We start from the raw sequence: 22,096 nt of genomic DNA, 5'->3' as shown, positions 1-22,096 counted from the left end.
GTTCGGTAAGCCCATGGACGTTCCCACGCGTGGAAAAGCGCTGCGCGTTCGCCCAAACGCCTCAATGCCGTGCGCCGCCAGGCTCAGGTCAGACCCCGAGCATCCCCTGCAAACGCCGATGCAGCTGCGCCACGCTCTGCGCCAGCGGCAGATCATTGTCGTGTACCAGCAGGTCATCCTGCGGCGTCATGCTGCGACTTCGCGCCAGGCGCTCCTCGACCTGGGCGGCGCTCTCCCGCCCCCGGGCGATCAGCCGCTGGCGGATCACCTGCGGGTCGGCCTGCACCAGCAGCGGCAGCAATCGCTCGGCAAAGCGCTCTCGGGCCTGCGGCAACTGTGCGCGGCTGCCGTTGACGATCACCAGGTCACTGCGCGCGAGCCAGCACTCCAGCTCCACGCCCAGGGCGTAGCTCAGCCCGTGGGCCTGCCAGTGCAGGCAGAACAGGCCGGCGTCGCGGCGCCAGGCGTACTCCGCGTCGCTCAGGGTTACGCAGTTCTCGCTGGCCCCGCTGGCGCGGGTGATGTAACGGTGTGCCACCGGCCAGTCCGGCTGCAGTGGACGCAATGCGGCGATCAGGCTGTCTTTGCCCACACCACTGGCACCCATCACGTACAACACGCGGCCCATCATCACCCCCCGTCGCCTCGCCACGCAGCGAGCGTTGCGCAGCATACCCCAGCGAACCGATGCTGGGCGGATGACAAGCGCGGACAGCTTGGGTATCGTGCGCGCCGCGCATCGCGTCCCTGGATCAGCAGACAGGGCATAACTGAGCTGGCTTCCCTTAACGCACCGGAGGAGCCGCCATGTCGCGCCTGTGGATCCAAAACCCGCTCGCCATCTTCACCGCCAACGATCAGGACGCCCGCGGCGGCCTGGTGATCGAGAATGGCCGCATCGTCGAACTACTAGCGACCGGACAGGCACCGTCCGCACCTTGCGAGCAGCGCTTCGACGCCCGTGAGCACGTGCTGCTGCCGGGCCTGATCAACACCCATCACCACTTCTACCAGACCCTCACCCGCGCCTGGGCGCCGGTGGTGAACCAGCCGCTGTTTCCCTGGCTGAAGACGCTCTACCCGGTGTGGGCGCGGCTGACGCCCGAGCAACTCTCGCTGGCGACCACCGCGGCGCTGGCCGAGCTGCTGCTGTCCGGCTGCACCACCGCCGCCGACCATCACTACCTGTTCCCGGACGGCCTGGAGAACGCCATCGACGTGCAGGTCGAGGCGGTGCACGAACTCGGCATGCGCGCCATGCTCACCCGCGGCTCGATGAGCCTGGGCGAGAAGGACGGCGGTCTGCCGCCGCAACAGACGGTGCAGGACGGCCAGGTGATCCTAGACGACAGCCTGCGGCTGATCCGCCAGTACCACCAGCGCGGCGACGGTGCCCAGGTGCAGATCGCCCTGGCGCCCTGCTCGCCGTTCTCGGTGACCACCGAGATCATGCAGCGGAGCGCCGCGCTGGCCGAGGCCGAGGACGTGCGCCTGCACACCCACCTGGCCGAGACCCTCGACGAGGAAGACTTCTGCCTGCAGCGCTTCGGCCTACGCACGGTGGACTACCTGGACAGCGTCGGCTGGCTCGGCCCACGCACCTGGCTGGCCCACGGCATCCACTTCAACGCCGAGGAAATCGCCCGTCTGGGCGCGGCCGGCACCGGCGTCTGCCATTGCCCCAGCTCGAACATGCGCCTGGCCTCGGGCATCTGCCCGAGCGTGGAACTCGAAGCCGCCGGCGCGCCGCTGGGCCTGGGGGTGGACGGCTCGGCCTCCAACGATGCCTCGAACATGATCCTCGAAGCCAAGCAGGCGCTGTACCTGCAACGCCTGCGCTACGGCGCCGAAGCGATCACCCCGGAGCGCGCACTGGGCTGGGCCACGCGCGGCTCTGCGCGCCTGCTGGGGCGCCAGGACATCGGTGAACTGGCGGTCGGCAAACAGGCGGACCTGGCGCTGTTCAAGCTCGACGAACTGCGCTTCTCCGGCAGCCACGATCCGCTCTCGGCGGTCCTGCTGTGCGGCGCCGAGCGCGCCGACCGGGTGATGGTCGGCGGTGAATGGCGAGTCGTGGATGGGCTGATCGAAGGCCTCGACCTGCCGGGCCTGATCGCCCGACACCGCGAAGCAGCCCGCCGCCTGCTGGCGGCGCACTGAAGCGCACAGACGATAATGCAGCACCGAACGCGCCGAGCTCACCTTCGCAGCGCCGCGCAGGGTGGAAAACTCGCGCAGCGATTTTCCCGTGGGGCTCCCCGAAACTGCTGAAGGTGTCCATTGCCGTGCGCGATGCGGGTTTGCGCCTAGGTGTCTGAGCGCCGCGCTTTCCTCGGTTGATGCGACAGGTTTCGCCCTGCACGGCGAGTCACCTTTCTTGCTTGCCCAAGAAAGGTAACCGAAAGAAGGCACCCCCTACATCCGGCCCCAGCCGCTGCGCGACCGGGGTTCCCTCGCTCCGGCATTGCTCCGGGGGCACGCCACGAAGGGACGTCCCTGTCCCTTCGTGCCTTGCTCGGCGTCCTGCCTCGCATCCCCCTACGCAACGCCTGCGCTCGGCCTCCTGAAGGGGGATTCGGGGTGCAGGCCGCCGCGATGATGTAGGCCGCATACGATGGGGCCTCAATGCGCATGCATGGCGATCCGGACGAACACGAGGGTGTGGATTCGTAGGGTGGAAAACTCGCGCAGCGATTTTCCACGCATGTGCCACCGAACCTGCAAGCGACACCCAAGGCCCCGTTGATCCGGGTGAACGGAGTCGCCGCGTAGCAGGTTGAGCCGCCCGGACGGCGGCGAAAGGCCTGTAGGGCCATGGATGGCCCGTACTGGCCGGGCCTGCGGAGCGGCGATGGAGTGAACGAACCCCGGCCGCGTAAGCGGTCGGGGCCGGATCGTCGGGGACAACGGTTTTGCCTCCTTTTGCCTAGACAAAAGGAGGTCGCCCAGGAGGGCGAAACCTCCAACCGAAAAACAACACTGACAACAGGCCTTTGGCACCGAACGCCGGAGATGGCCGAGGCTTGAGGCCTGTGGCACCAAACCCCGTAGGTAAACGAGGCTTTGATCGTTTACCGAAACTCCGTCTGGTGGATGAGCAAAGCGTCATCCACCCTACGTCCGTCGTTGCCACGGTGCAGATAACAGTCGTTGCCGTTGCCGTTGCCGTTGCCGTTGCCGTTGCCGTTGCCGTTGCCGTTGCCGTTGCCGTTGCCGTTGCCGTTGCCGTTGCCGTTCATGATGCGAGCACGGCCCCCTCAGCCCCGTAGGGTGAAAAACGCACGCAGCGCTTTTCCACCACGGCAACCGCGCAGGCCCTAAAGCCCCAGGCAGGCCAACATCACGAAGGTGGCGAACAGCACGAAGTGGGTCATGCCCTCGATGGCGTTGGTCTTGCCGTCGTTGAGGTTGATCGCCGCGGCGACCAGGGTGATGAACACCATTACCGTCTGCACCGGCGTCATCGCCATCTCGAACGGCTGACCGCGCCACAGCGCCAGCGCCTCCATCGCCGGAACCGTGAGGATCACCGTGGACAACGAGGCGCCCAGGGCGATGTTCACAACCGACTGCATGCGGTTCGCCAGCGCGGCGCGCAGGGCCGTGAGGATTTCCGGGCTGGCGGAGATGCCCGCGACCAGAATGGCAAGGATCACCGGCGGCATGCCGCTGCCACGCAGACCGGTGCTGAAGGCCTGCGACATCACCTCGGCGAGGGCGCCGATCAACACGACGCCGACGCACAGCAGCAGCACCGACGGCAGGATGCTGCCTTGCTGCGCCGGGGCGTGACCATGGCGGGTTTTCTTCTCCGGGTAGCTGTAGCTGAAGAAGTAGCTGTGCGCGCCGACCTGCATGCGCAGGAACACGGCGTAGAGCACCAGCATGGCGCCGATGGTGAAGAGCGAGTACAGGTGCCAGTTCGCCTGGGGGATGAACTCCGGGACGATCATCGAGATGCCCATCGCGGTGAGGATCATCACGCTGTAGCTACGTGCGGAGTCGTCGTTGTAGGGCTGCTCGCCATGCTTGAAGCCGCCGAGCAAGGCAGCCAGGCCGAGAATCCCGTTGAGGTCGAGCATCACCGCCGAGTAGATGGTGTCGCGCACCAGGGTCGGCGAGGGCTCATGGCTCATCATGATGGCCAGGATGACCACCTCCACCAAAACAGCGGAGAGCGTCAGGATCATGGTGCCGTAGGGGTCGCCGACCTTTTCCGCGAGCACTTCGGCATGGTGCGCCACGCGCATCGAGGCGAGCACGATGCAGACCACCAGGGCCGCCGCCGTTCCCAGGGCCACGCCACGGCCGCTGTCGAGCAACGGTGCCTCCAGGGCATAAGCGAGGATCGCCGCGGCGATGGCCAGCAGCAGGAGGCGCTCTTCACGCACGCGTTGAATCATGTATTTCCTTCTCCGATCACGCACCATGGCGTGGCACACGAAGCCTTTCGCGCACCAGCCTGGACAAGTCGACCCAGGGGTCCATTATCTGCAAACGGTCAGGCAGGCCGGTGCGGCGCTATCTGTCCAGTTGGTCAGCTTTTTGCAATCCTCAGCACCAGCCACATCGGCCGCTAGTGTCGAGACACTGGGAACATTACTCCAAGGAGCCACACTGCAATGCAGAAGAAGAGCAAGAATCGCCTGCTGCGCGGCCTCGCCGCCGCCCTCGGCATCAGCGCCACCCTCACCGCCGCCGCTGCCGATCCGCTGAAGGTCGGCTTCGTCTACGTTGGCCCCATCGGTGACCACGGCTGGAGCTACCAGCACGAGATGGGCCGTCAGTACCTGGAGAAAAAACTGGGTGACAAGGTACAGACCTCGTTCGTCGAGAACGTCGCCGAGGGCGCGGACGCCGAGCGCGTGATTCGCAACATGGCCAAGGGCGGCTACGACCTGATCTTCACCACCTCCTTCGGCTACATGAACCCGACCGTCAAGGTCGCCAAGCAGTTCCCCAAGGTCATCTTCGAACACGCCACCGGCTACAAGCAGGACAAGAACCTGGGTACCTACCTGGCGCGTACCTATGAAGGCCGCTACGTCGGTGGCTTCCTGGCCGCCAAGATGACCAAGTCCAAGGTGGTCGGCTACGTCGCGTCCTTCCCCATTCCGGAAGTGATCCGTGACATCAACTCGATCCAGCTGGCGCTGAACAAGTACAACCCCGGCACCGAACTGAAGGTGGTCTGGGTCAACTCCTGGTTCGACCCGGGCAAGGAAGCCGACGCCGCCAATGCCCTGATCGACCAGGGTGCCGACGTGATCTTCCAGCACACCGACAGCCCGGCGCCGATCCAGGCCGCCGAGCGCCGTGGCGTCTACGCCGTCGGCTATGCCTCGGACATGGCCCACTTCGGTCCCAAGGCGGTGCTGACGTCCATCGTCAACAACTGGGGGCCGCACTACGTGAAGTCCGCCCAGGCGGTGATCGACGGCACCTGGAAATCCCAGGACTACTGGGGCGGCCTGGCCGAGGACACCGTGCAGCTGCCGATCAGCGACCTGGTCCCGGCTGACGTGAAGAGCGAAGCCGAAGGCATCATCGCCGACATCAAGAGCGGCAAGTTCCACCCCTTCACCGGCCCGATCAAGGACCAGAGCGGTACCGTGCGCATCGCCGATGGCGTAGTCGCCAGCAACGGCGACCTGGCCTCGATGGACTACTACGTCGAAGGTCTGAAGGCCGATCTGCCCAAGTGAGCCTTCGCGCTGCCCGCCCCAGCGGGTAGCGCTCGATTCCACTGCGCGGCCCCGCCATGTCCGGGGCCACCAGTCGCCCGCCAGGCGAAGCGGGCCTTGCGTTCACGGTGGCCACGCCACCCGACCGACCGGCGTCGTTGTGACGCGCCGCTGCTGCGGTCAAACTAACCAGAGTCGCGCCGTCCCTGCAGCCTTTCCGGACGCAGAACCGCAGACAGGGGGCACGCCGCCCTCGTCGCCATCGGGTACGAGAAGACCCGAGGCAACCCGTTCCACGGTATTTCACCTCATGAATACACTTCCGATCATCGACATCGCCCCGCTCTACCAACCCGACGAATCCGCCTGGATGAGCGTCGCCCGGCAGATCGACGCCGCCTGCCGCGACTGGGGCTTCTTCTACATCGTCGGCCACCCCATCGCGACCTCGCGCATCGAGGCACTGCGGGCCATGGGCGAGCGCCTGTTCGGCGCTCCGCTGGACGAGAAGCTGAAGATCGATATCACCAAGAGCAGTTGCCACCGCGGCTACGGTTCGGTAGCGGCCGAGCAGCTCGATCCGGAGAAGCCGGCCGATCTCAAGGAAACCTTCGACATGGGCTTCCACCTGCCGGCCGACCACCCGGACGTGCTCGCCGGCAAGCCGTTGCGCGGCCCGAACAACCATCCGGACATCCCCGGCTGGAAGGAACTGCTCGAAGGTCACTACCAGGACATGCACCAGCTCGGCCTGACCCTGCTGCGCGGCATCGCCCTGGCGCTGGACATCGAGCGCGACTTCTTCGATAAGCGCTTCGAGCAGCCGGTCTCGGCGTTCCGCATGATCCATTACCCGCCGAGCAACGGCCGCGCCGAACAGCACGGTGCCGGCGCGCACACCGACTACGGCTGCGTCACCCTGCTCTACCAGGATCAGGTCGGCGGCCTGCAGGTGCAGAGCGTCAAGGGCGAGTGGATCGACGCCCCGCCGATTCCTGGCAGCTTCGTGGTCAACATCGGCGACATGATGGCGCGCTGGAGCAACGACCGTTACAAGTCCACCCCGCACCGGGTGCTCAGCCCCGAGGGGGTCGACCGCTTCTCCATGCCGTTCTTCGTCGAGCCGCATCCGGACACCGTCATCGAGTGCCTGCCAAACTGCTCGAGCGCGGAGAACCCGCCCAAGTATCCGCAAACCACCTGCGCCGAATGGCTGCTGTCGCGCTTCGCCGCGACCTACGCCTATCGCCGTACCGCGTGATCGATGTGGCCCCGCGCATTGGGGCCGCGTCTGTAATACCCAGGCCGCAGCTCGCTGCGGCCTGTCTGCATTTACACTTCGACGAACACGCCTGACGAGAGAGACCATCGCCATGACCGACTGGATCAGCAGCCTGCCCAAGGCCGAACTGCACATGCACCTGGAAGGGTCACTGGAACCGGAACTGATGTTCGCCCTCGCCGAGCGCAACGGCATCGCGCTGCCCTGGAGCGACGTCGAGTCCGTGCGCCAGGCCTACGCCTTCAACAACCTGCAGGAATTCCTCGATCTCTATTACAAGGGCGCCGACGTGCTGCGCACCGAGCAGGACTTCTACGACCTGACCTGGGCCTACCTGCAGAAGTGCAAGGCGCAGAATGTCGTGCATACCGAGCCCTTCTTCGACCCGCAGACCCACACCGATCGCGGCATCCGCTTCGAGGTGGTGCTCGAAGGCATCCGCGCGGCCCTGCGTGATGGCGAACAGCAACTGGGCGTGAGCAGCGGGCTGATCCTGAGCTTCCTGCGTCATCTGTCCGAGGACGCCGCCTTCGCCACCCTGGAGCAGGCGCTGCCGTATCGCGACGCGTTCGTCGCCGTCGGCCTGGACAGCTCCGAAGTCGGCCATCCGCCGCGCAAGTTCCAGCGGGTGTTCGCCAAGGCCCGTGCCGAAGGGTTCGCCGCGGTCGCCCATGCCGGCGAGGAAGGTCCGCCGGAATACATCTGGGAAGCGCTGGACCTGCTCAACGTGGTGCGCATCGACCATGGCGTGCGTGCCTTCGAGGACGAGCGACTGATGCAGCGACTGATCGACCAGCAGATCCCGCTGACCGTCTGCCCGCTGTCCAACACCAAGCTCAAGGTGTTCGAGCACATGGGCCAGCACCACATCCTCGAGATGCTCGAGCGTGGCGTGAAGGTGACGGTGAACTCCGATGACCCAGCGTACTTCGGCGGCTACGTGAACGAGAACTTCCAGGCCTTGCACGACGCCCTGGGCATGACCCGCGATCAGGCCGAGCGGATGGCGCGTAACAGTCTCGAAGCCAGCCTGAAGGTATAAAAAAGCCGGAGTCCTGCAAGCGCTCCGGCAATGGGCACCGCGCCACGCTGCCCACGTGGCGCGGTGTATCGCTAGATCAGAAGCTGAAGTCCACGCGCGTCCAGAGAGTGCGTCCCGGCTCGTCGAAGCGCGAATCGGCGGAAAGTCCCACGCCGGCGTTGCCGGCCAGGTTCAGGTGCTCGGCGTAGTCCTTGTCGAACAGGTTGTCGACGCCGGCGCTGAGCTTGAAGTGGCGGGTCGCCTGCCAGGCGGCGTTGAGCGAGACCACGCCGAAGCCGGCGCTCTCGTCGAAATCCTTGCCAACCACGTTGCCCTGGTTCTCGGCAATTCGCCCCTGCCGGGCGACCACGCGCCAGAGCCCGCCGACGCTCCAGGCATCCTGCGCATAGGTCAGCCCCAGGCGCGCGTCGAGCGGCGGCATCTGCGGCAGCGCGCTGCCGTCGCTGTGGTTCTCGCCCCAGGCATAGGCCAGGCTGCCCTCGCCCTTCCAGTGCTCGTCGATCTGCCAACTGGCGCCCAGTTCGCCACCGGCGATGCGCGCGTCCACGTTACGCGCCTGGCTGGTGTCGCCCATCATCCCGCCCCTGGTGTATTCGAAGAGGATGTAGTCCTCGATGACCCCCGCGTAAGCCGACACCCAGGCCTCCACCGGCCCGTTGCGGTACTGCAGGCCGACATCGAGCTGGGTGGTCTTTTCCGGATCGACGCCGTCGAAGGCGTTGAGCGAGCCGTCCGGACCGTTGTTCGCGGAGAACAGCTCCCAGTAGTCGGGGAAGCGCTCGACGTGCCCCACACCGATATAGGCGGTCGCCGGCAGCGTGAGGAGATCCCGCTCGAAACGCAGGAAGCCGCTGGGCAGCGTATCGCGACGCTCACGGCCGGCGGTGGCGCTATCGGCGGCATCGCGGTAGTCCTCAACGGCAGCGCGGTCCAGGCGCGCACCGCCGATCCAGCGGTCACGCTCGCTGGCGAACCAGGTCAGCTCGGCGAAGGCGCCGTAGGTGCGGAAGGTGGCGTCCTTGTCCCAAGGCTCGGCGGCGCTGGGCGCAACGTAGCCGCCCATCATCGAGTATCGGGAGCTGCGCGCACGGTGCTCGCTGACCTGGCCGTCGCCACCGGCAACCAGTTGCAGGTCGTCCCAGCGCCAGGTGCCCGTCAGTCGTCCGCCGAGGGTGCGCCGGTCCAGCTCGCCGGCCATCGGCATGGGCATCGAGCCGGACGGCTCGCGCAAGGTGAAGTTGTCCATGATGTGGTCGGCGTAGTTGTAGTACAGCTGCGCTTCGAGCTTTTCCAGGCTGTCGCTGAGGTTGCGCTTCTCCAGGCGCAAACCGAGGCTCTTGCGTTCGAACTGGGTCCCGTCCATACCGCGTCCGGCATAGCGGGATTCACCATCGCCGCGCCCGGCGCTGAGCTCCACCAGGGTATCGGCATCCGGTGTCCAGCCCGCCGTCAGGTCACCGCTCCACTTGCGCCAGCGCGAGGGCACGCTGTCCCCGTTGCCATCCTCGTAGTCGTCGCTCATGGAGTGGTTGCCGATCGCCCGCAGGTAACCCTGAGAATTGCCCAGGGCAGCGTCCACGCGCTTGTCGAGGCGGCCGTTGGAGCCCACCAGCACGCTGCCATCCAGCCGCGTGCCGAAACTGTCGAACTGCTCGGGGTCACGCTCGAAACGCACCGTACCCGCCGAGGCGCCTGGCCCCCAGAGCACCGTCTGCGGCCCCTTGACCACGACCAAGCGGTCGTAGCTCTCCGGGGAAATGTAGGAGGTCGGCGCATCCATCCTCCCCGGACAGGCCCCAATCATCTGCCCGCCGTTGGTAAGGATGTTCAGGCGCGAGCCGAACATCCCGCGCAACACCGGGTCACCGTTGGTGCCGCCGTTGCGGATCGCGGAGAAGCCGGGGATGGTCTTGAGGTAGTCGGCGCCGTCGCTGGCCGGTATCGGCTGGCGCGGCAGCTTGGGATTGGTCACCACGGTGACCGGGGATTGCTGCGCCACGCCGGTGACCACCAGCGGTGCCAGTTCGAGTTTATCGGGCGTGTCGAGCTCGTCGGCCTGGGCCTGGACACAGGCCAAGGCGAGACACAGAGGCGCCAGGCGGAACGGAGCCACGGCGGCGAAGCGTGAGAACGGGTACATCGTGCAGTTTTCCTTGATCGAACGAATTCCTGGCGCAGCCATCGAGGCGCACCGGCGGTGATACGTAGAGGGGGGATCAGGAAACGCGCGGCGGGGCGCGACTACGCGCCGTGGGATAGGTCGATGAGACGACCGCCAGTGTCGGCAGCGACTCGGGGCGTGGCGCCTGAAAGTGCTCGGCAGCCAAGAAGGGCGACATTGCGCTGGCGGCCGCCGGCAGGTGGAAGGGCAGGCTGCAATAGCCACACTTGGCCCAGGGCACCTCGGGGTCGTGCTGCCCGTGCATGCCATCGTGCATGGACGGGCCCTGTTCGGCGGGCGCAACGTGCCCGGCATGGCCGTGCATGTCGGCCATCGGCATCGACGTGGGCACCAGCAGTTGCCCGGCCAACGGGCCACCGAGCAACAACAGCATCGCCCACAGCGCCAGGCTGCCAGCCAGGCGCACGGGAAACCCGAGCAAACGCATCATCCGCGGTGCTTACTGCATCGCGTGGTGGTCGTGCGCTTCGTGTTTCGGTGCGTCCTGCTGCACCGCGACTTCGACCTGCACCTTACCGGCCTTCTCGAAGCGCAGGGTCAGCGGAAAGCGCTCGCCCACCTCGGGCTGGCGCTGCAGGCCGAACAGCATCACGTGGTAGCCGCCCGGGGCGAAGCTCACCACCTGGCCTGCGGGAATCGCAACACCGCCGCTGACCTGCTGCATTTTCATCAGGCCATCGACATGCCGGTGCTCGTGGATTTCCGCACGCTCAGCGATCGGCGTGCTAGCCCCCAGCAGGCGATCATCCGCCGTGCCTTCGTTGTGCAGGACGAAATAGGCCGCGGAGGTCGGAGCCACCGGCGGCATCGCGCGGGACCAGGGATGATCGATGTGCAGGCTACCGGCCTGGTACTCATGGGCTTGCAGGGGGCCGGCGATCAGCAGGCCGAACAACAGCGAGGCGAACAGTTTCTTGATGGACATGGATGTGCTCTCGATACGCAAACGGACCCGCGGCACGCGCCGCGAGCAGACGAAGGGCGAACGACGAAGATCGTCAGGCGTAACGAGGAGAGGCGCGGGGATTGGCCGTCGGCCAACGCTCGAGCGAGGCGGCGGGACGAACCACTCCCAGCGACGGCATATCGGCCAGAGGGGCAGCGCGCAATGCCAGCCCCCAACCACCGTGCACGGCCGAATGCCCCGCAGAACAGAGCGGGCAGGGCTTGCTCAGCAGCGGGTGTGCATCACCGGGGTCCTGCGGGCTGGGCGCATTGCCCAGCAGCGAACAATAGCTGCTGCCCGAAAGGCTCAAGCCGAGGCCGCTCATCTGCCCCTGATGCAGGCTGAACGCAAACGCGTTGAGCAGCACGAAGCAGAGCAACGCGCAGAGCAGAGGCTGATGACGGAGAAGACGATTCATGGGCTGCGACTCTAGTGCCACCTGCGCGGCGGCACAAGCACCCGCAAACTGACCTGTGTCAGCGTTTCGCAGCATACCGGGTCTACACTCCGAAATCGCAGCATTACTGCCACGCCCTGGAGGCCATGATGGACATCCGACTGCAACACCGCGGCGATACCTGGAAAGTGAAGCTCGATCAGCACGTCGTCAGCTTCCGTAGCGAAAGCGAAGCCAAGCAGTTCATTACCCAGCTCCAGGCGCGCCTCAATGCGCCACACAACCTGCCCGTGGTGCAACAGAGCATGGCGGGCTGAGCCTCGCGGTTCAGCGCCTAGCGATACTCCACCTCGCCGGCGTACCAGGCCAGCGTGGCGGAAACCAGCGCACACAGACAGATCACCAGTGCCATCGGTACCGCGCTACCGTCGTGCAGGACGCCGATCAACAGGTTGGCCAACGCCGCGATGGCGAACTGCAAGCTGCCCATCAAGGCGGAGGCCACACCGGCCTGATGGGCCTGGTGAGCCAGCGCACAGGCCGAGGCATTGGGTATCACGCAACCCAGGCTGGAGATGCTCACGAACAGCGGGATGGCGACGAACCACAGCGACGCGGTGTGCAGCGCCGCCATGCTCAGCAGCAATACCCCACCTAGCGCATACAGCCAGATCATCCGACGCAGCCAGAAGCCCGGCCCGCGACGCTTGAGCAGCCGGGCATTGAGTTGCGCGAAGAGGATGAAGCCCGCCGCGTTGATGCCGAACAGCCAGCCGTAAGTGCCCGGGTCCACGCCGTAGAGCTGGATGTAGACGAACGGCGAGCCGCCGATATAGGCGAACATCCCGGCCATCGCCACGCCACCGGCCAGCGAGTAGGCCATGAACTCGCGATCCTTGAACAGCCGCACGTAACGTCCAAAGATGCCGGTCAGGGGTTGGCGTCCCGGGTTCTCCGGCAGGGTTTCCGGCAGCCACAGCGCCACGGCGAACCAGCAGAGCACGGCAAACACCGTCAGGCAGTAGAAGATCGACTGCCAGCCCAGCGTCTGCAGCAGCAGCGCGCCGAGGGGCGGTGCGAGGATCGGCGCCAGGCCCATCACCAGCATCAATTGCGAGAAGGCGCGCGCCCCGGCGGTCGGGTCGCAGACATCACGCACCACCGCACGCCCCAGCACCATCCCCGCGCATCCGCCCAGGGCCTGCACGAAGCGCGCAAAAATCAGCCACTCCAACGTCGGCGCCAATGCGCAGCCCAGCGATGCCAGGGCGAAAATCGCCACGCCGACCAACAGCGGAGGACGCCGCCCGAAGCGATCGGCCAATGGGCCGAAGATCAGTTGTCCCAGCATCAATCCGATGAAGTAGGACGCAAGCGTCAGTTGCACATGCTCGACATCGGTTCCGTAGGTTTGTGCCAAGAGCGGAAAGCTGGGCAGGTAGAAATCCACGGCCAACGGACCGAAGGCGGTCAGCGAGCCGAGGATCAGCAACAGGTGAAGGGGCATGCGCGAAGGGTCTCTATTGCGAAGCACGGGCACTCATCAGCGGATGATCGACGGGGCCGTAACGATCATCCTCCCCCGATACGATAGGGGGCATTTGTAAAAAGTGCCGCGATGCTGTTACATGCAGACCTGTTTGTAAACACCTCTCGCCGCTGCCAATACCGGCAAGTGGTGCGACCCACTGTTATCGACCATGCGTAGAACGAAAGAAGAAGCCGAACAGACCCGCCGCGATATCCTCGTCTCCGCCGAGACCCTGTTTCTCGAACGCGGCGTGGCGCACACCAGCCTGGAGGAAATCGCCCGCCATGCCGGTGTGACCCGTGGCGCGGTCTATTGGCACTTCCAGAACAAGGCGCACCTGTTTCACGCGATGCTCGACCAGGTACGTCTGCCGCCGGAGCAGTTGGCCCGACGCGTTTGCGACTGCACCCCGGAACATCCCGCCCAGGCACTCCTGGTCTTGCACGGCATCTGCACCCAGGCGCTGGCGGACCTGGCACAGAGTGAACAGAAGCAACGCATCCTCACCATTCTGCTCTACCGCTGCGAATTCACCGACGAACTGCGCGAGGCCCAGGTACGCCACGAGCAGTTCGTCGAGCAGTTCATCAAGCTGTGCGAAAACCTCTTCGAGCACGCGCACGCCGCCGGCCAATTGCACCCGGCGATCACTCCGCGCCTGGCCGCACGCACGCTGCACGCGCTGATCATCGGCCTGTTCGGCGAGTGGCTGCGCGACCGCGCGACCTTCGATCCACTCAACGATGCGCCGCGGATGATCGACTCGCTGTTCCGAGGCCTTACCGTCTGCTGGCCACCGGCCCCCGCTCAGGCGTCGAGCACCTCGTAGCCTTCCTCGCGAATCGCCGCGGCCAGTGCCGCACGTTCCACCGCGCTGTCGACACTCACCTGGCCCTGGGCCAGGTCGACCTCGACCCGAGCCTGCGCGTCCAGCGCCTGCACCGCGTTGCTCACGGCCTTGACGCAATGCCCGCAGGTCATGCCTTGCACCTTGAACGTCTGCATGGTTGTCTCCTCATGGAAAGTTCGCCGTCAGCATCCGGCTTACCATCGTGGCAAGGTCAAGCGCTGCCCTGCAACACCTTGCAAAAGCCTCTGGAACGGCAATTAGAGCGAAGCGGCAGAAAGCGCGGATAATTCCTGTCGAAGGGCAACAGACCCCAATTCCCGTGACGCTCGATGGAGGCTCCATGACCCGCTACTCCCCCACACAGATCACCCTGCACTGGCTAAGTGCGCTGCTGGTACTGGTGATCGTCGCCCTGCCCTACCTGGGCGATCTGCTTGCACCGCTGTTCGGTGGCCGGGGCGGCGTATTCACCCTGCACAAATCGCTGGGCCTGACCCTGCTGCTGCTCACCGTCATCCGTCTGGTGGCGCGCGCCCGCTATGGCACGCCGGATCTGCTTGAAGCGGAGCCCCCCCTGCAGCGTTTCGCCGCCAAGTTCGGCCACGCCCTGCTCTACCTGGTGATAATGGCGATGCCGATCTCCGGACTGATCTTCAGCTCGCGGGCGTTCGAGTACTTCTGGTTGTTCCCAGTCGGCCCGTTGGGCTTCTCCGAGGAAGTCCGCGACGTGGCACACGTGTTCCACGAGACCACCCAATGGGTTCTCTACGCGCTGGTACTCGGCCACACGGCGATGGCGCTGTTCCACCATTACGCGCGACGCGACGGCGTGCTCGCCTCCATGCTGCCGGCCGCCCGCAGCTCATAGCGGACTTGACCTTACCCCAAGGTCAAGGTTGAACATGGCGGCAGTTCAGCAAAAGGAGCCGCCGCCATGTCCAGCGCACTTGCCGCCGTCGATCTGCCGATAGCCGGGATGACCTGCGCGTCCTGCGCCGGACGCGTCGAGCGCGCGTTGATGAAGGTCCCCGGCGTACGGCAGGCCCAGGTGAACCTGGCGCTGGAACGCGCCCGGGTGGAAGGCGATGCGAGCCTGCCGGAGCTGCTGCAGGCGGTCGAGAAGGCAGGCTACGAGGTCCCTCTCCAGCGCCTGGAACTGAATATCGGCGGCATGACCTGCGCCAGCTGCGCCGGACGTGTCGAGCGGGCGCTGAGCAAGGTCGCCAACGTGCGCTCGGCCACCGTCAACCTGGCCACTGAGCGCGCCCACGTCGAGACCCTCGGCGAAATCGACCCTGCGGTACTGATCGCCGCGGTCGAGCGCGCCGGCTACAGGGCCACGCAGGTGGACGATACGCAACCCCAGCAGGCAGCCGAACGTGCGCAGCGCGGCGAACGGCTGCGCCTGGTCCTCGCCCTGCTGCTGGCCGCCCCACTGGTGTTGCCGATGCTGCTGCAGCCGCTGGGCCTGGAGCTGATGCTACCGGCCTGGCTGCAATGGGCGCTGGCGACGCCGGTACAGTTCATCCTCGGTGCGCGCTTCTACGTCGCCGCCTGGAAGGCCGTGCGCGCCGGCACCGGCAACATGGACCTGCTGGTCGCGCTGGGCACCAGCGCCGGCTACGGCCTGTCGCTCTACCAGTGGTGGAGCACGCCCGCCGGACAGATGCCGCACCTGTACTTCGAGGCCTCGGCCGTGGTGATCGCCCTGGTGCTGCTCGGCAAGCACCTGGAGAGCCGCGCCAAGCGCCAAACCAGCGCGGCGATCCGCGCCCTGGAGGCGCTGCGTCCGGAGCGCGCGGTGCGCGTGGTCGACGGTCACGAGGAAGACGTGCCGCTGGCCGCGTTGCGCCTGGGCGACCTGTTGCGAGTCCTGCCCGGCGAGCGTTTCGCTGCCGATGGCGAGGTCGTCGAAGGCGAAAGCCACGCTGACGAGGCGCTGATCAGTGGCGAAAGCCTGCCGGTGGCCAAGCGCCCCGGCGACACCGTCACCGCCGGGGCGATCAACGGCGAAGGTCGCCTGCTGGTGCGCAGCACCGCGCTGGGCGGCGAAACCGTGCTGGCGCGGATCATTCGCCTGGTCGAAGACGCCCAGGCGGCCAAGGCGCCGATCCAGAAACTGGTGGACCGTGTCAGCCAGGTGTTCGTGCCAGCAGTACTGGGCATCGCCGTGCTCACCCTCGGCGGCTGGCTGCTGGCCGGCGCCGGCGTCGAGCAGGCGCTGGTCAATGCCGTCTCGGTGCTGGTGATCGCCTGCCCCTGCGCCCTCGGCCTGGCCACGCCGGCGGCGATCATGGCCGGCACCGGCGTCGCGGCGCGCCACGGCATCCTGATCAAGGACGCCGAAGCCCTGGAGCGTGCCCACGCCGTGCGCGAAGTGGCCTTCGACAAGACCGGCACGCTGACCTCCGGCAAACCCCAGGTCGTGCATCTGCTGGCCGCCGATGGCGATGAAGCCGCCCTGCTGTCGGCCGCTGGCGCCCTGCAGCGCGGCAGTGAGCACCCACTGGCTCGCGCCTTGCTGGAGAGCGCCGAAGCCCGCGGCGTGCAAGCGCCGCAACCGCAGCAGAGCCGCGCCCTGCCCGGGCGCGGGGTGGCCGGGCGCGTGGCCGATAGCGAGCTGGCATTGGGCAATGCCCGCCTGCTGAAGGAGCAGGGCCTGCAGGCGCCCGCCGCGCTGGCCGAGGCGGCGCATCAATGGGAAGCCGAAGGCCGTACCCTGTCCTGGCTACTGCGGCTGTCGCCGGAGCCCGCCGTGCTGGGTCTATTCGCCTTCGGCGACAGCCTCAAGGAGGGCGCCTCGGCGGCCATCGAAGCGCTGCGCCAACGCGGCATACGCAGTCATCTGATCAGTGGCGACAACCGCGGCAGCGCCGGGGTCGTGGCGCAGGCGTTGGGCATCGAGGACGTACACGCACCGGTGCTACCGGAAGACAAATCGCGGGTGGTCGGCGAGCTGCGCCAGGCCGGCGCGGTGGTGGCGATGGTCGGCGACGGCGTCAACGACGCCCCGGCGCTGGCCGCGGCGGACGTGGGTATTGCCATGGGCGGCGGCACTGACGTGGCCATGCACGCCGCCGGCATCACCCTCATGCGCGGTGATCCGCGCCTGGTGCCGGCAGCGCTGGAGATCAGCCGGCGTACCTATGCGAAGATCCGCCAGAACCTGTTCTGGGCCTTCATCTACAACCTGGTGGGCCTACCGCTGGCGGCCTTCGGCCTGCTCAATCCGGTCATCGCCGGCGCGGCGATGGCTTTCTCCAGCGTCAGTGTGGTGAGCAACGCCCTGCTGCTGCGCCGCTGGCGCCCCACGTCGGAGGATTCCGCACGATGAACATCGGCCAGGCCGCCCGCAAAAGCGGGCTCTCCGCGAAGATGCTGCGCTACTACGAGCAGATCGGCCTGCTGCCGGCCGCCCACCGTAGCGAGGCCGGCTACCGCCACTATGGCGAGGACGATCTGCACCGTCTGGCCTTCATCAAGCGCGCCCGCGACCTGGGCTTCTCCCTCGAAGAGGTAGCGCGCCTGCTCGCCCTCTGGCAGGACCGCAGCCGTGCCAGCGCCGACGTCAAGGCCCTCGCTCAAAGCCATATCCAGGCCCTGGAGCGCAAGATCGCCGAACTCGCCGGTCTGCGCGACACCCTGCGCCAGCTGGTGGACTGCTGCCACGGCGATGCACGCCCGGACTGCCCGATTCTCCACGACCTGGAGCACCACGCCGAAGGCTAGGGTTTGAAAGCGCGATTCGCAGTGGCCGCCCCCATCGGCAGGGGCGACAATCATCCCGAATCCACCGCCTTACGGGTGCAGCCATGCACGACAGCGAGCGCTACTGGCAGGCCGTTTGCGAGCGCGATGAACGCTGGGACGGCCGCTTCGTCTTCGCGGTACGCAGTACCGGCATCTACTGCCGCCCGCAGTGCCCGGCCCGTCGCCCAGCGCGCGCCAACGTCGAATTCCATGCCGATGCGGCCAGCGCCGCAGCCGCCGGTTTTCGCCCCTGCAAACGCTGCACGCCCGACACGCAGAGCCCCGCGGCCCGCCTCGATGCACTGGTCGAAGCCGCCTGCCGCCTGCTGCAGCAGGACGCGTCACTGAACCTCGCGGCACTGGCGGCGCGCATCGGGCTTTCGCCTTCGCACCTGGCCCGCGCCTTCCGCGAGCGCCTTGGTGTGAGCCCCCATGCCTGGGCCCGACAACAGCGCGAGCAGCGTCTGCAGCGCCTGCTGCCCACCGCCACCTCGGTACTCGAGGCCGCATTGGACGCCGGCTACGGCGGCACCCCGGCACTCTATGCACAACCCTCGGCGCTGAGCCCCGGGCAACGCCGGCGCGGCGCGCCAGGCGAACGCCTGCGCTACGCGCTGGCACGCTGTCCGCTGGGCCTGCTGCTGCTCGCTGCCAGCGAGCAGGGTGTCTGCGCGCTGCACTTCGGTGACGACGAAGCGAGCCTGCTCTCGGAACTACGCGGCCGCTTCCCCGCCGCCGAACTACTCGCCGACGACAACGGGCTGGACGGCTGGCTGCAGCAGGTGTTGCAGCAACTCGACGAACCCACGCGTGCCGCCAACCTACCGCTGGACATCCGTGGCAGCGCCTTCCAGATGCGCGTGTGGCAAGCGTTGCGGGAAATTCCCCTGGGGCAGACGCGTCGCTATGGCGAGCTCGCCCTACTCCTCGACAGCCATCCCCGCGCCGTGGCGCGTGCCTGTGCCAGCAATCCGCTCGGCCTGCTGGTGCCCTGCCACCGGGTGATTGGCGCCAATGGCACGCTTTCGGGCTATCGCTGGGGTCTCTCACGCAAGGCCGGACTGTTGCGCGACGAAGCGCATGCAGCCGAACGCCTTAGCGAGCGGTCGGATCGGAAAAGCCCCTAGGGCCTGTTCCCGTTTCATTCGCGAACCGCGTTGTCGCCAGAAATGGCCTGCGGTTAGACGCAGGACGCAGCCAATGGCCACTCCCTTGGCAAGTCCTGCAACGACAGCGCAGGCCATTTCTGGCACAACCCGCAGGGCCGGTGCCTGTTTTGCCGCGATACGGCGTTACTCGTCTTGGACTTACCCCGGTAAGCCCTGCGACTCGTGCCTTGTCTCGCGGCAAACAGGCACCGGCGCGGCCGTGAATGAAACGGGAACAGGCCCTAGGAGTCCGCCCCGATGTCCAGCCCCATGCCCTTCACCATCCACTACCGCCTCAACGGACAGCCGGCCTCGTTGGTGATGGAGGAAACCAGCGAGCCCAGCGCCGACCGCGTGCGCCTGCGCCTGATCGAAGAGCACGCCCAGCACGACGAGGCCAGCAGCAATGTGCCCTGGGACGATCCCATCCGTGGCGCCGAGGCTGACCGCCTGGACGATCTGGGGATCAGCGATGTCCGTGTCGAGAAAGGCCATGCGCGCTGAACGGTGGTTTATCCTCGCCCCATGGAACGCTTGCGCACGCATATCGAAGCCCAGGTCCTGGGCCTTACCGGTCTCGCCCTGGGTGGCATCGACTACGAACGCCCAACTGGCGAGCCGGGCCTGTTCGGCCCCGATTCCGCCTGCTGGAAGGTCCATGGCGACTTCACCTGCATGATGATCGGCGGCATCGCCGCCTTGATGCTGCAGATGCTCCATCCGCTGGCCCTGGCCGGCGTCTGGGATCACTCCAATTTCCGCCAGGACATGCTCGGCCGCCTGCGGCGCACCGGCCAGTTCATCGCCGGCACCACCTACGCCAGCCGTGCCGATGCCGAGCACCTGATCGAACGCGTGCGGCGCATCCATCTGGGCGTCACCGGCCGGGCCGCCGACGGCACGCCTTATGCGGCCAGCGATCCCGCGCTGCTGCGCTGGGTACACGTGGCCGAGGTCAGCAGCTTCCTGGCCGCCTACCTGCGCTACCGCGACCCGGACTTCGCCCCAGCCGAACAGGACCGTTACCTGGCCGAGACGGCGCGCATCGCCGAGGCGCTGGGTGCCGTCGAGGTGCCACGCTCACGGGCGGAGGTCGAGCACTACCTGCAGGACATGCGTCCGCAACTGCTGTGTGACGTACGCACCCGCGACGTCCTTGAGGCCCTGCGCCAGGCACCCGCCCCCAGCCGTCTGGCGCGCCCTTTCGGACAGTTGATGATGCAGGCCGGCCGCGACCTGCTGCCACGCTGGGCACAGCAGCAGTTGGGAGTTTCCCGCCCCGCCTGGCAGGCCTGTGCGATACGCGGCGCCGTACATTGCAGTGCGCCGCTGCTGCGCTGGGCGGTGCGCAACGCCTCGGTCCACCGGGCGCGGCGGCGAATGGGGCTGCCTGCAGTCAGCGAACGCGGATGAGGACGCGCATCGGCGTGCTCTGCCTCGCGACGACCCTGCTGGCGGCGCCCTGCGCCTGGGCCGACAGCCTGCGCTGCGGCAGCGCACTGATCAGCAACGGTTCGAGCGCCGATGAGATCCTGCGCAAGTGCGGCGCGCCCGTGGAGCGCCGCGCCCGCGGCTGGATTCGTCAGGCCGACGGCTGGTATGGCCGCGACGTACCTTCGGAAACCTGGCTCTACGGCCCACGCAACGGCATGTACCACGAGCTGCGCCTGGACGATGGACGCCTGGTGCAGATCCGTAGCTATCGCTGATCAGCGAAACACCCAGACCATCAGCGCCGTGAGGGCGGTCAGCACATACGCGCCCATGCGCACCCGCGGGCTGGTGCGCGGCATGCCGGCGAAGCGCAGCGCGGCGTCCTCCGGCACGGGCTCGCGACAGATCGCCTGCCAGACCACGGCGAAGATCAGGGTAGCGAAGAACAGCAGGCCGGCAACGATGCTGTAATGCACGTCCAGCCAGCCCAATTGGCTACCGACGAACCAGCCGGCCGACAGCAGATGGCCACAGACCAGTGCGCGCAACGCCGCCCCTGCGCCCAGCGAAGGCCACAGCATCCCCAGGGCGAACACCGCCACCAGCGGCGGCGTGACGTAGGCGAAGGCCTGCTGCAGGTAGGCGAAGATACCCGGGAAGCGATCGATCTGCGGTGCCCACAGGGCCGCCAGCAGCATCAGGCCGAGGGTCGTGTAGCGACCCAGTCGCGCCAGTTGCAACGGCGTCAGGTTGGGCCGGCGCGGCTGCACGAAGTCGACGATCAGCAAGGTGGAGGCCGAGTTCAGCGCCGAATCCACGCTGGACATGATCGCCGCGATCAGCCCGGCGATGATCAACCCGGCGATACCCGCCGGTACGTAGGTGGCGATCAGCGTCGGGAAGACCATGTCCGGCCGCTCCAGGTCCGGCAGCAGCGATACCGCCATGACCCCCGGCATGACCATCAGGAACAGCGGCAGCAGCTTCAACCCCGCCGCGATCAGCGCGCCGTAACCCGCGGCGTGCAGGTCGCGGGCACCGAGCACGCGCTGCGAGACGTACTGGTTCATGGTCCAGTAGTAGAAACCCAGGATCGGCACGCCAATCAGCGTTCCCAGCCAGGGCAGTGCCGGGTCATCGAGCGGACGGATCATCGACAGCCGGTCCGCCGGTACGCTTTCCGTCACGCGGCTCCAGGAGAAGTCGAACTGGGCGAAGACGATGCCCGCCAGCAACGCCGAGCCCAGCAGCAGGATCAGCGTCTGCAGCACGTCCGTGTAGACCACCGCGCGCAATCCACCGGCGGCGGTGTAGAGCCCGGCGAACGCCGCCAGCGCGGCGACCGTGGCGCCCAGCGGCAGCTCCGGGACGAACAGTTGCAGCACCAGCGCGCCGGCATACAGGCTGCCGGCGGTATCCAGCGCCACACTGAGGAACAGCGAGCAGGCCGACAAGTAGTGCCGATGGCGGGTATCGAAGCGCCGTTCGAGCAGCTCCGGCACCGTGGTGATGCGGCTGCCGATGAAGCGCGGCAGTACGAACAGGGTGGTGAACAGCAGCACCAGCGCCGCCATCCACTCGTAGTTGGCGACCGAAATCCCGTGTTCCCAGGCCGCACCGGGCAAGCCAATCAAGGTGGTGGACGATACGTTGGAGGCGAACAGCGACAGGCCGATCACCGCCGGCCCCAGGCTGCGTCCGGCGAGAAACAGTTCGTCCGCATCCGGACTCTTGCGCGTTACCCGCGCACAGACCGCGACGACCACCAGCAGGTAAGCCGCCACGACGACGTAATCGAGGGTATGAAGCATGGCTTCCTCGGGTTTCGTTGCGTGGTCGGAAGGCGACCA

The 22,096-nt window shown here is 66.9% G+C and carries 23 protein-coding genes; 13 read left to right on the top strand and 10 right to left on the bottom strand.

Annotation, left to right across the window (positions count from 1 at the left end; translation table 11 throughout):
* Positions 1-88 precede the first annotated feature (88 nt).
* Positions 89-673 carry a ribose 1,5-bisphosphokinase gene (gene phnN, locus ACYRGX_RS06900; RefSeq protein WP_473055869.1) on the bottom strand — a complete coding sequence of 195 codons (585 nt, stop codon included), beginning with the start codon at positions 671-673 and terminating at the stop codon, positions 89-91.
* Positions 674-807: 134 nt separating this feature from the next.
* On the opposite strand from phnN, the gene ACYRGX_RS06895 reads away from it, so the two are divergent.
* Positions 808-2,160 (top strand): 8-oxoguanine deaminase, encoded by a 1,353-nt coding sequence (locus tag ACYRGX_RS06895; RefSeq protein WP_473055868.1) that lies wholly within the window; start codon positions 808-810, stop codon positions 2,158-2,160.
* Between the two features lie 911 nt (positions 2,161-3,071).
* On the opposite strand, the gene ACYRGX_RS06890 is transcribed toward ACYRGX_RS06895, so the two are convergent.
* Both ACYRGX_RS06890 and ACYRGX_RS06885 read right to left on the bottom strand, forming a co-directional pair.
* Positions 3,072-3,239: a hypothetical protein gene (locus ACYRGX_RS06890; RefSeq protein ID WP_473055867.1), complete on the bottom strand. Its 168-nt coding sequence runs from the start codon at positions 3,237-3,239 to the stop codon at positions 3,072-3,074.
* A 78-nt stretch (positions 3,240-3,317) separates the two neighbouring features.
* Positions 3,318-4,403, bottom strand: coding sequence for a calcium:cation antiporter (locus ACYRGX_RS06885; protein WP_473055866.1), 1,086 nt, complete (start codon positions 4,401-4,403; stop codon positions 3,318-3,320).
* 219 nt (positions 4,404-4,622) lie between these two features.
* On the opposite strand from ACYRGX_RS06885, the gene ACYRGX_RS06880 reads away from it, so the two are divergent.
* The 3 genes from ACYRGX_RS06880 to ACYRGX_RS06870 all read left to right on the top strand — a co-directional run bounded on the left by ACYRGX_RS06880 (position 4,623) and on the right by ACYRGX_RS06870 (position 8,008).
* Complete coding sequence (locus ACYRGX_RS06880; RefSeq protein WP_473055865.1) at positions 4,623-5,705, top strand: BMP family ABC transporter substrate-binding protein; 1,083 nt, start codon at positions 4,623-4,625, stop codon at positions 5,703-5,705.
* Between the two features lie 289 nt (positions 5,706-5,994).
* On the top strand, positions 5,995-6,945 hold the full coding sequence (locus ACYRGX_RS06875; protein ID WP_473055864.1) for a 2-oxoglutarate and iron-dependent oxygenase domain-containing protein: 951 nt from the start codon (positions 5,995-5,997) through the stop codon (positions 6,943-6,945).
* Between the two features lie 112 nt (positions 6,946-7,057).
* Positions 7,058-8,008, top strand: coding sequence for an adenosine deaminase (locus tag ACYRGX_RS06870; protein ID WP_473055863.1), 951 nt, complete (start codon positions 7,058-7,060; stop codon positions 8,006-8,008).
* Between the two features lie 76 nt (positions 8,009-8,084).
* Here ACYRGX_RS06870 and ACYRGX_RS06865 read toward each other — a convergent pair whose 3' ends face one another.
* The 4 genes from ACYRGX_RS06865 to ACYRGX_RS06850 all read right to left on the bottom strand — a co-directional run bounded on the left by ACYRGX_RS06865 (position 8,085) and on the right by ACYRGX_RS06850 (position 11,554).
* On the bottom strand, positions 8,085-10,148 hold the full coding sequence (locus ACYRGX_RS06865) for a TonB-dependent copper receptor (protein WP_473056644.1): 2,064 nt from the start codon (positions 10,146-10,148) through the stop codon (positions 8,085-8,087).
* A 76-nt stretch (positions 10,149-10,224) separates the two neighbouring features.
* Positions 10,225-10,620 carry a DUF2946 domain-containing protein gene (locus ACYRGX_RS06860; protein ID WP_473055862.1) on the bottom strand — a complete coding sequence of 132 codons (396 nt, stop codon included), beginning with the start codon at positions 10,618-10,620 and terminating at the stop codon, positions 10,225-10,227.
* Positions 10,621-10,629: 9 nt separating this feature from the next.
* Positions 10,630-11,115, bottom strand: coding sequence for a copper chaperone PCu(A)C (locus ACYRGX_RS06855; RefSeq protein WP_473055861.1), 486 nt, complete (start codon positions 11,113-11,115; stop codon positions 10,630-10,632).
* A gap of 73 nt (positions 11,116-11,188) precedes the next feature.
* Positions 11,189-11,554: a DUF2946 family protein gene (locus tag ACYRGX_RS06850; protein WP_473055860.1), complete on the bottom strand. Its 366-nt coding sequence runs from the start codon at positions 11,552-11,554 to the stop codon at positions 11,189-11,191.
* 128 nt (positions 11,555-11,682) lie between these two features.
* Between ACYRGX_RS06850 and ACYRGX_RS06845 the strand changes: the two genes are divergently transcribed.
* Positions 11,683-11,850, top strand: a complete 168-nt coding sequence (locus tag ACYRGX_RS06845) for a hypothetical protein (RefSeq protein WP_473055859.1) — start codon at positions 11,683-11,685, stop codon at positions 11,848-11,850.
* A 17-nt stretch (positions 11,851-11,867) separates the two neighbouring features.
* Here the strand turns inward: ACYRGX_RS06845 and ACYRGX_RS06840 are convergent, their stop codons facing one another.
* On the bottom strand, positions 11,868-13,040 hold the full coding sequence (locus ACYRGX_RS06840) for a Bcr/CflA family multidrug efflux MFS transporter (RefSeq protein ID WP_473055858.1): 1,173 nt from the start codon (positions 13,038-13,040) through the stop codon (positions 11,868-11,870).
* A gap of 193 nt (positions 13,041-13,233) precedes the next feature.
* Between ACYRGX_RS06840 and ACYRGX_RS06835 the strand changes: the two genes are divergently transcribed.
* Positions 13,234-13,893 carry a TetR family transcriptional regulator gene (locus ACYRGX_RS06835; protein ID WP_473055857.1) on the top strand — a complete coding sequence of 220 codons (660 nt, stop codon included), beginning with the start codon at positions 13,234-13,236 and terminating at the stop codon, positions 13,891-13,893.
* Here ACYRGX_RS06835 and ACYRGX_RS06830 read toward each other — a convergent pair.
* A complete protein-coding gene (locus tag ACYRGX_RS06830; RefSeq protein ID WP_473055856.1) occupies positions 13,872-14,069 on the bottom strand; it encodes a cation transporter in 198 nt (65 codons plus the stop codon). The two genes, ACYRGX_RS06835 and ACYRGX_RS06830, sit on opposite strands and share 22 nt — an antisense overlap.
* A gap of 185 nt (positions 14,070-14,254) precedes the next feature.
* On the opposite strand from ACYRGX_RS06830, the gene ACYRGX_RS06825 reads away from it, so the two are divergent.
* The 7 genes from ACYRGX_RS06825 (at position 14,255) to ACYRGX_RS06795 (ending at position 20,521) form a co-directional block, all read left to right on the top strand.
* Positions 14,255-14,782: a cytochrome b gene (locus tag ACYRGX_RS06825; protein WP_473055855.1), complete on the top strand. Its 528-nt coding sequence runs from the start codon at positions 14,255-14,257 to the stop codon at positions 14,780-14,782.
* Positions 14,783-14,848: 66 nt separating this feature from the next.
* Positions 14,849-17,248 carry a heavy metal translocating P-type ATPase gene (locus ACYRGX_RS06820; RefSeq protein WP_473055854.1) on the top strand — a complete coding sequence of 800 codons (2,400 nt, stop codon included), beginning with the start codon at positions 14,849-14,851 and terminating at the stop codon, positions 17,246-17,248.
* Positions 17,245-17,643 (top strand): Cu(I)-responsive transcriptional regulator, encoded by a 399-nt coding sequence (gene cueR / locus ACYRGX_RS06815; protein ID WP_473055853.1) that lies wholly within the window; start codon positions 17,245-17,247, stop codon positions 17,641-17,643. The genes ACYRGX_RS06820 and cueR overlap by 4 nt, the downstream gene beginning before the upstream one ends.
* 83 nt (positions 17,644-17,726) lie before the next feature.
* The gene (gene ada / locus ACYRGX_RS06810; RefSeq protein ID WP_473055852.1) at positions 17,727-18,791 is read left to right on the top strand and encodes a bifunctional DNA-binding transcriptional regulator/O6-methylguanine-DNA methyltransferase Ada; all 1,065 of its coding nucleotides are present in this window, start codon (positions 17,727-17,729) and stop codon (positions 18,789-18,791) included.
* 279 nt (positions 18,792-19,070) lie between these two features.
* Complete coding sequence (locus ACYRGX_RS06805; RefSeq protein ID WP_473055851.1) at positions 19,071-19,316, top strand: hypothetical protein; 246 nt, start codon at positions 19,071-19,073, stop codon at positions 19,314-19,316.
* A gap of 21 nt (positions 19,317-19,337) precedes the next feature.
* Complete coding sequence (locus ACYRGX_RS06800; RefSeq protein WP_473055850.1) at positions 19,338-20,225, top strand: oxygenase MpaB family protein; 888 nt, start codon at positions 19,338-19,340, stop codon at positions 20,223-20,225.
* The gene (locus ACYRGX_RS06795; RefSeq protein WP_473055849.1) at positions 20,222-20,521 is read left to right on the top strand and encodes a DUF2845 domain-containing protein; all 300 of its coding nucleotides are present in this window, start codon (positions 20,222-20,224) and stop codon (positions 20,519-20,521) included. The genes ACYRGX_RS06800 and ACYRGX_RS06795 overlap by 4 nt, the downstream gene beginning before the upstream one ends.
* Here ACYRGX_RS06795 and ACYRGX_RS06790 read toward each other — a convergent pair whose 3' ends face one another.
* Positions 20,522-22,057 carry a sodium:solute symporter family transporter gene (locus ACYRGX_RS06790; RefSeq protein WP_473055848.1) on the bottom strand — a complete coding sequence of 512 codons (1,536 nt, stop codon included), beginning with the start codon at positions 22,055-22,057 and terminating at the stop codon, positions 20,522-20,524. It lies immediately after the preceding gene.
* Positions 22,058-22,096 lie beyond the last annotated feature (39 nt).

The sequence above is a fragment of the Pseudomonas sp. R4-15 genome (assembly GCF_055768815.1).
Note: the sequence above shows the minus strand (reverse complement) of the source record. Positions and strands in the feature narration are given on the sequence as shown.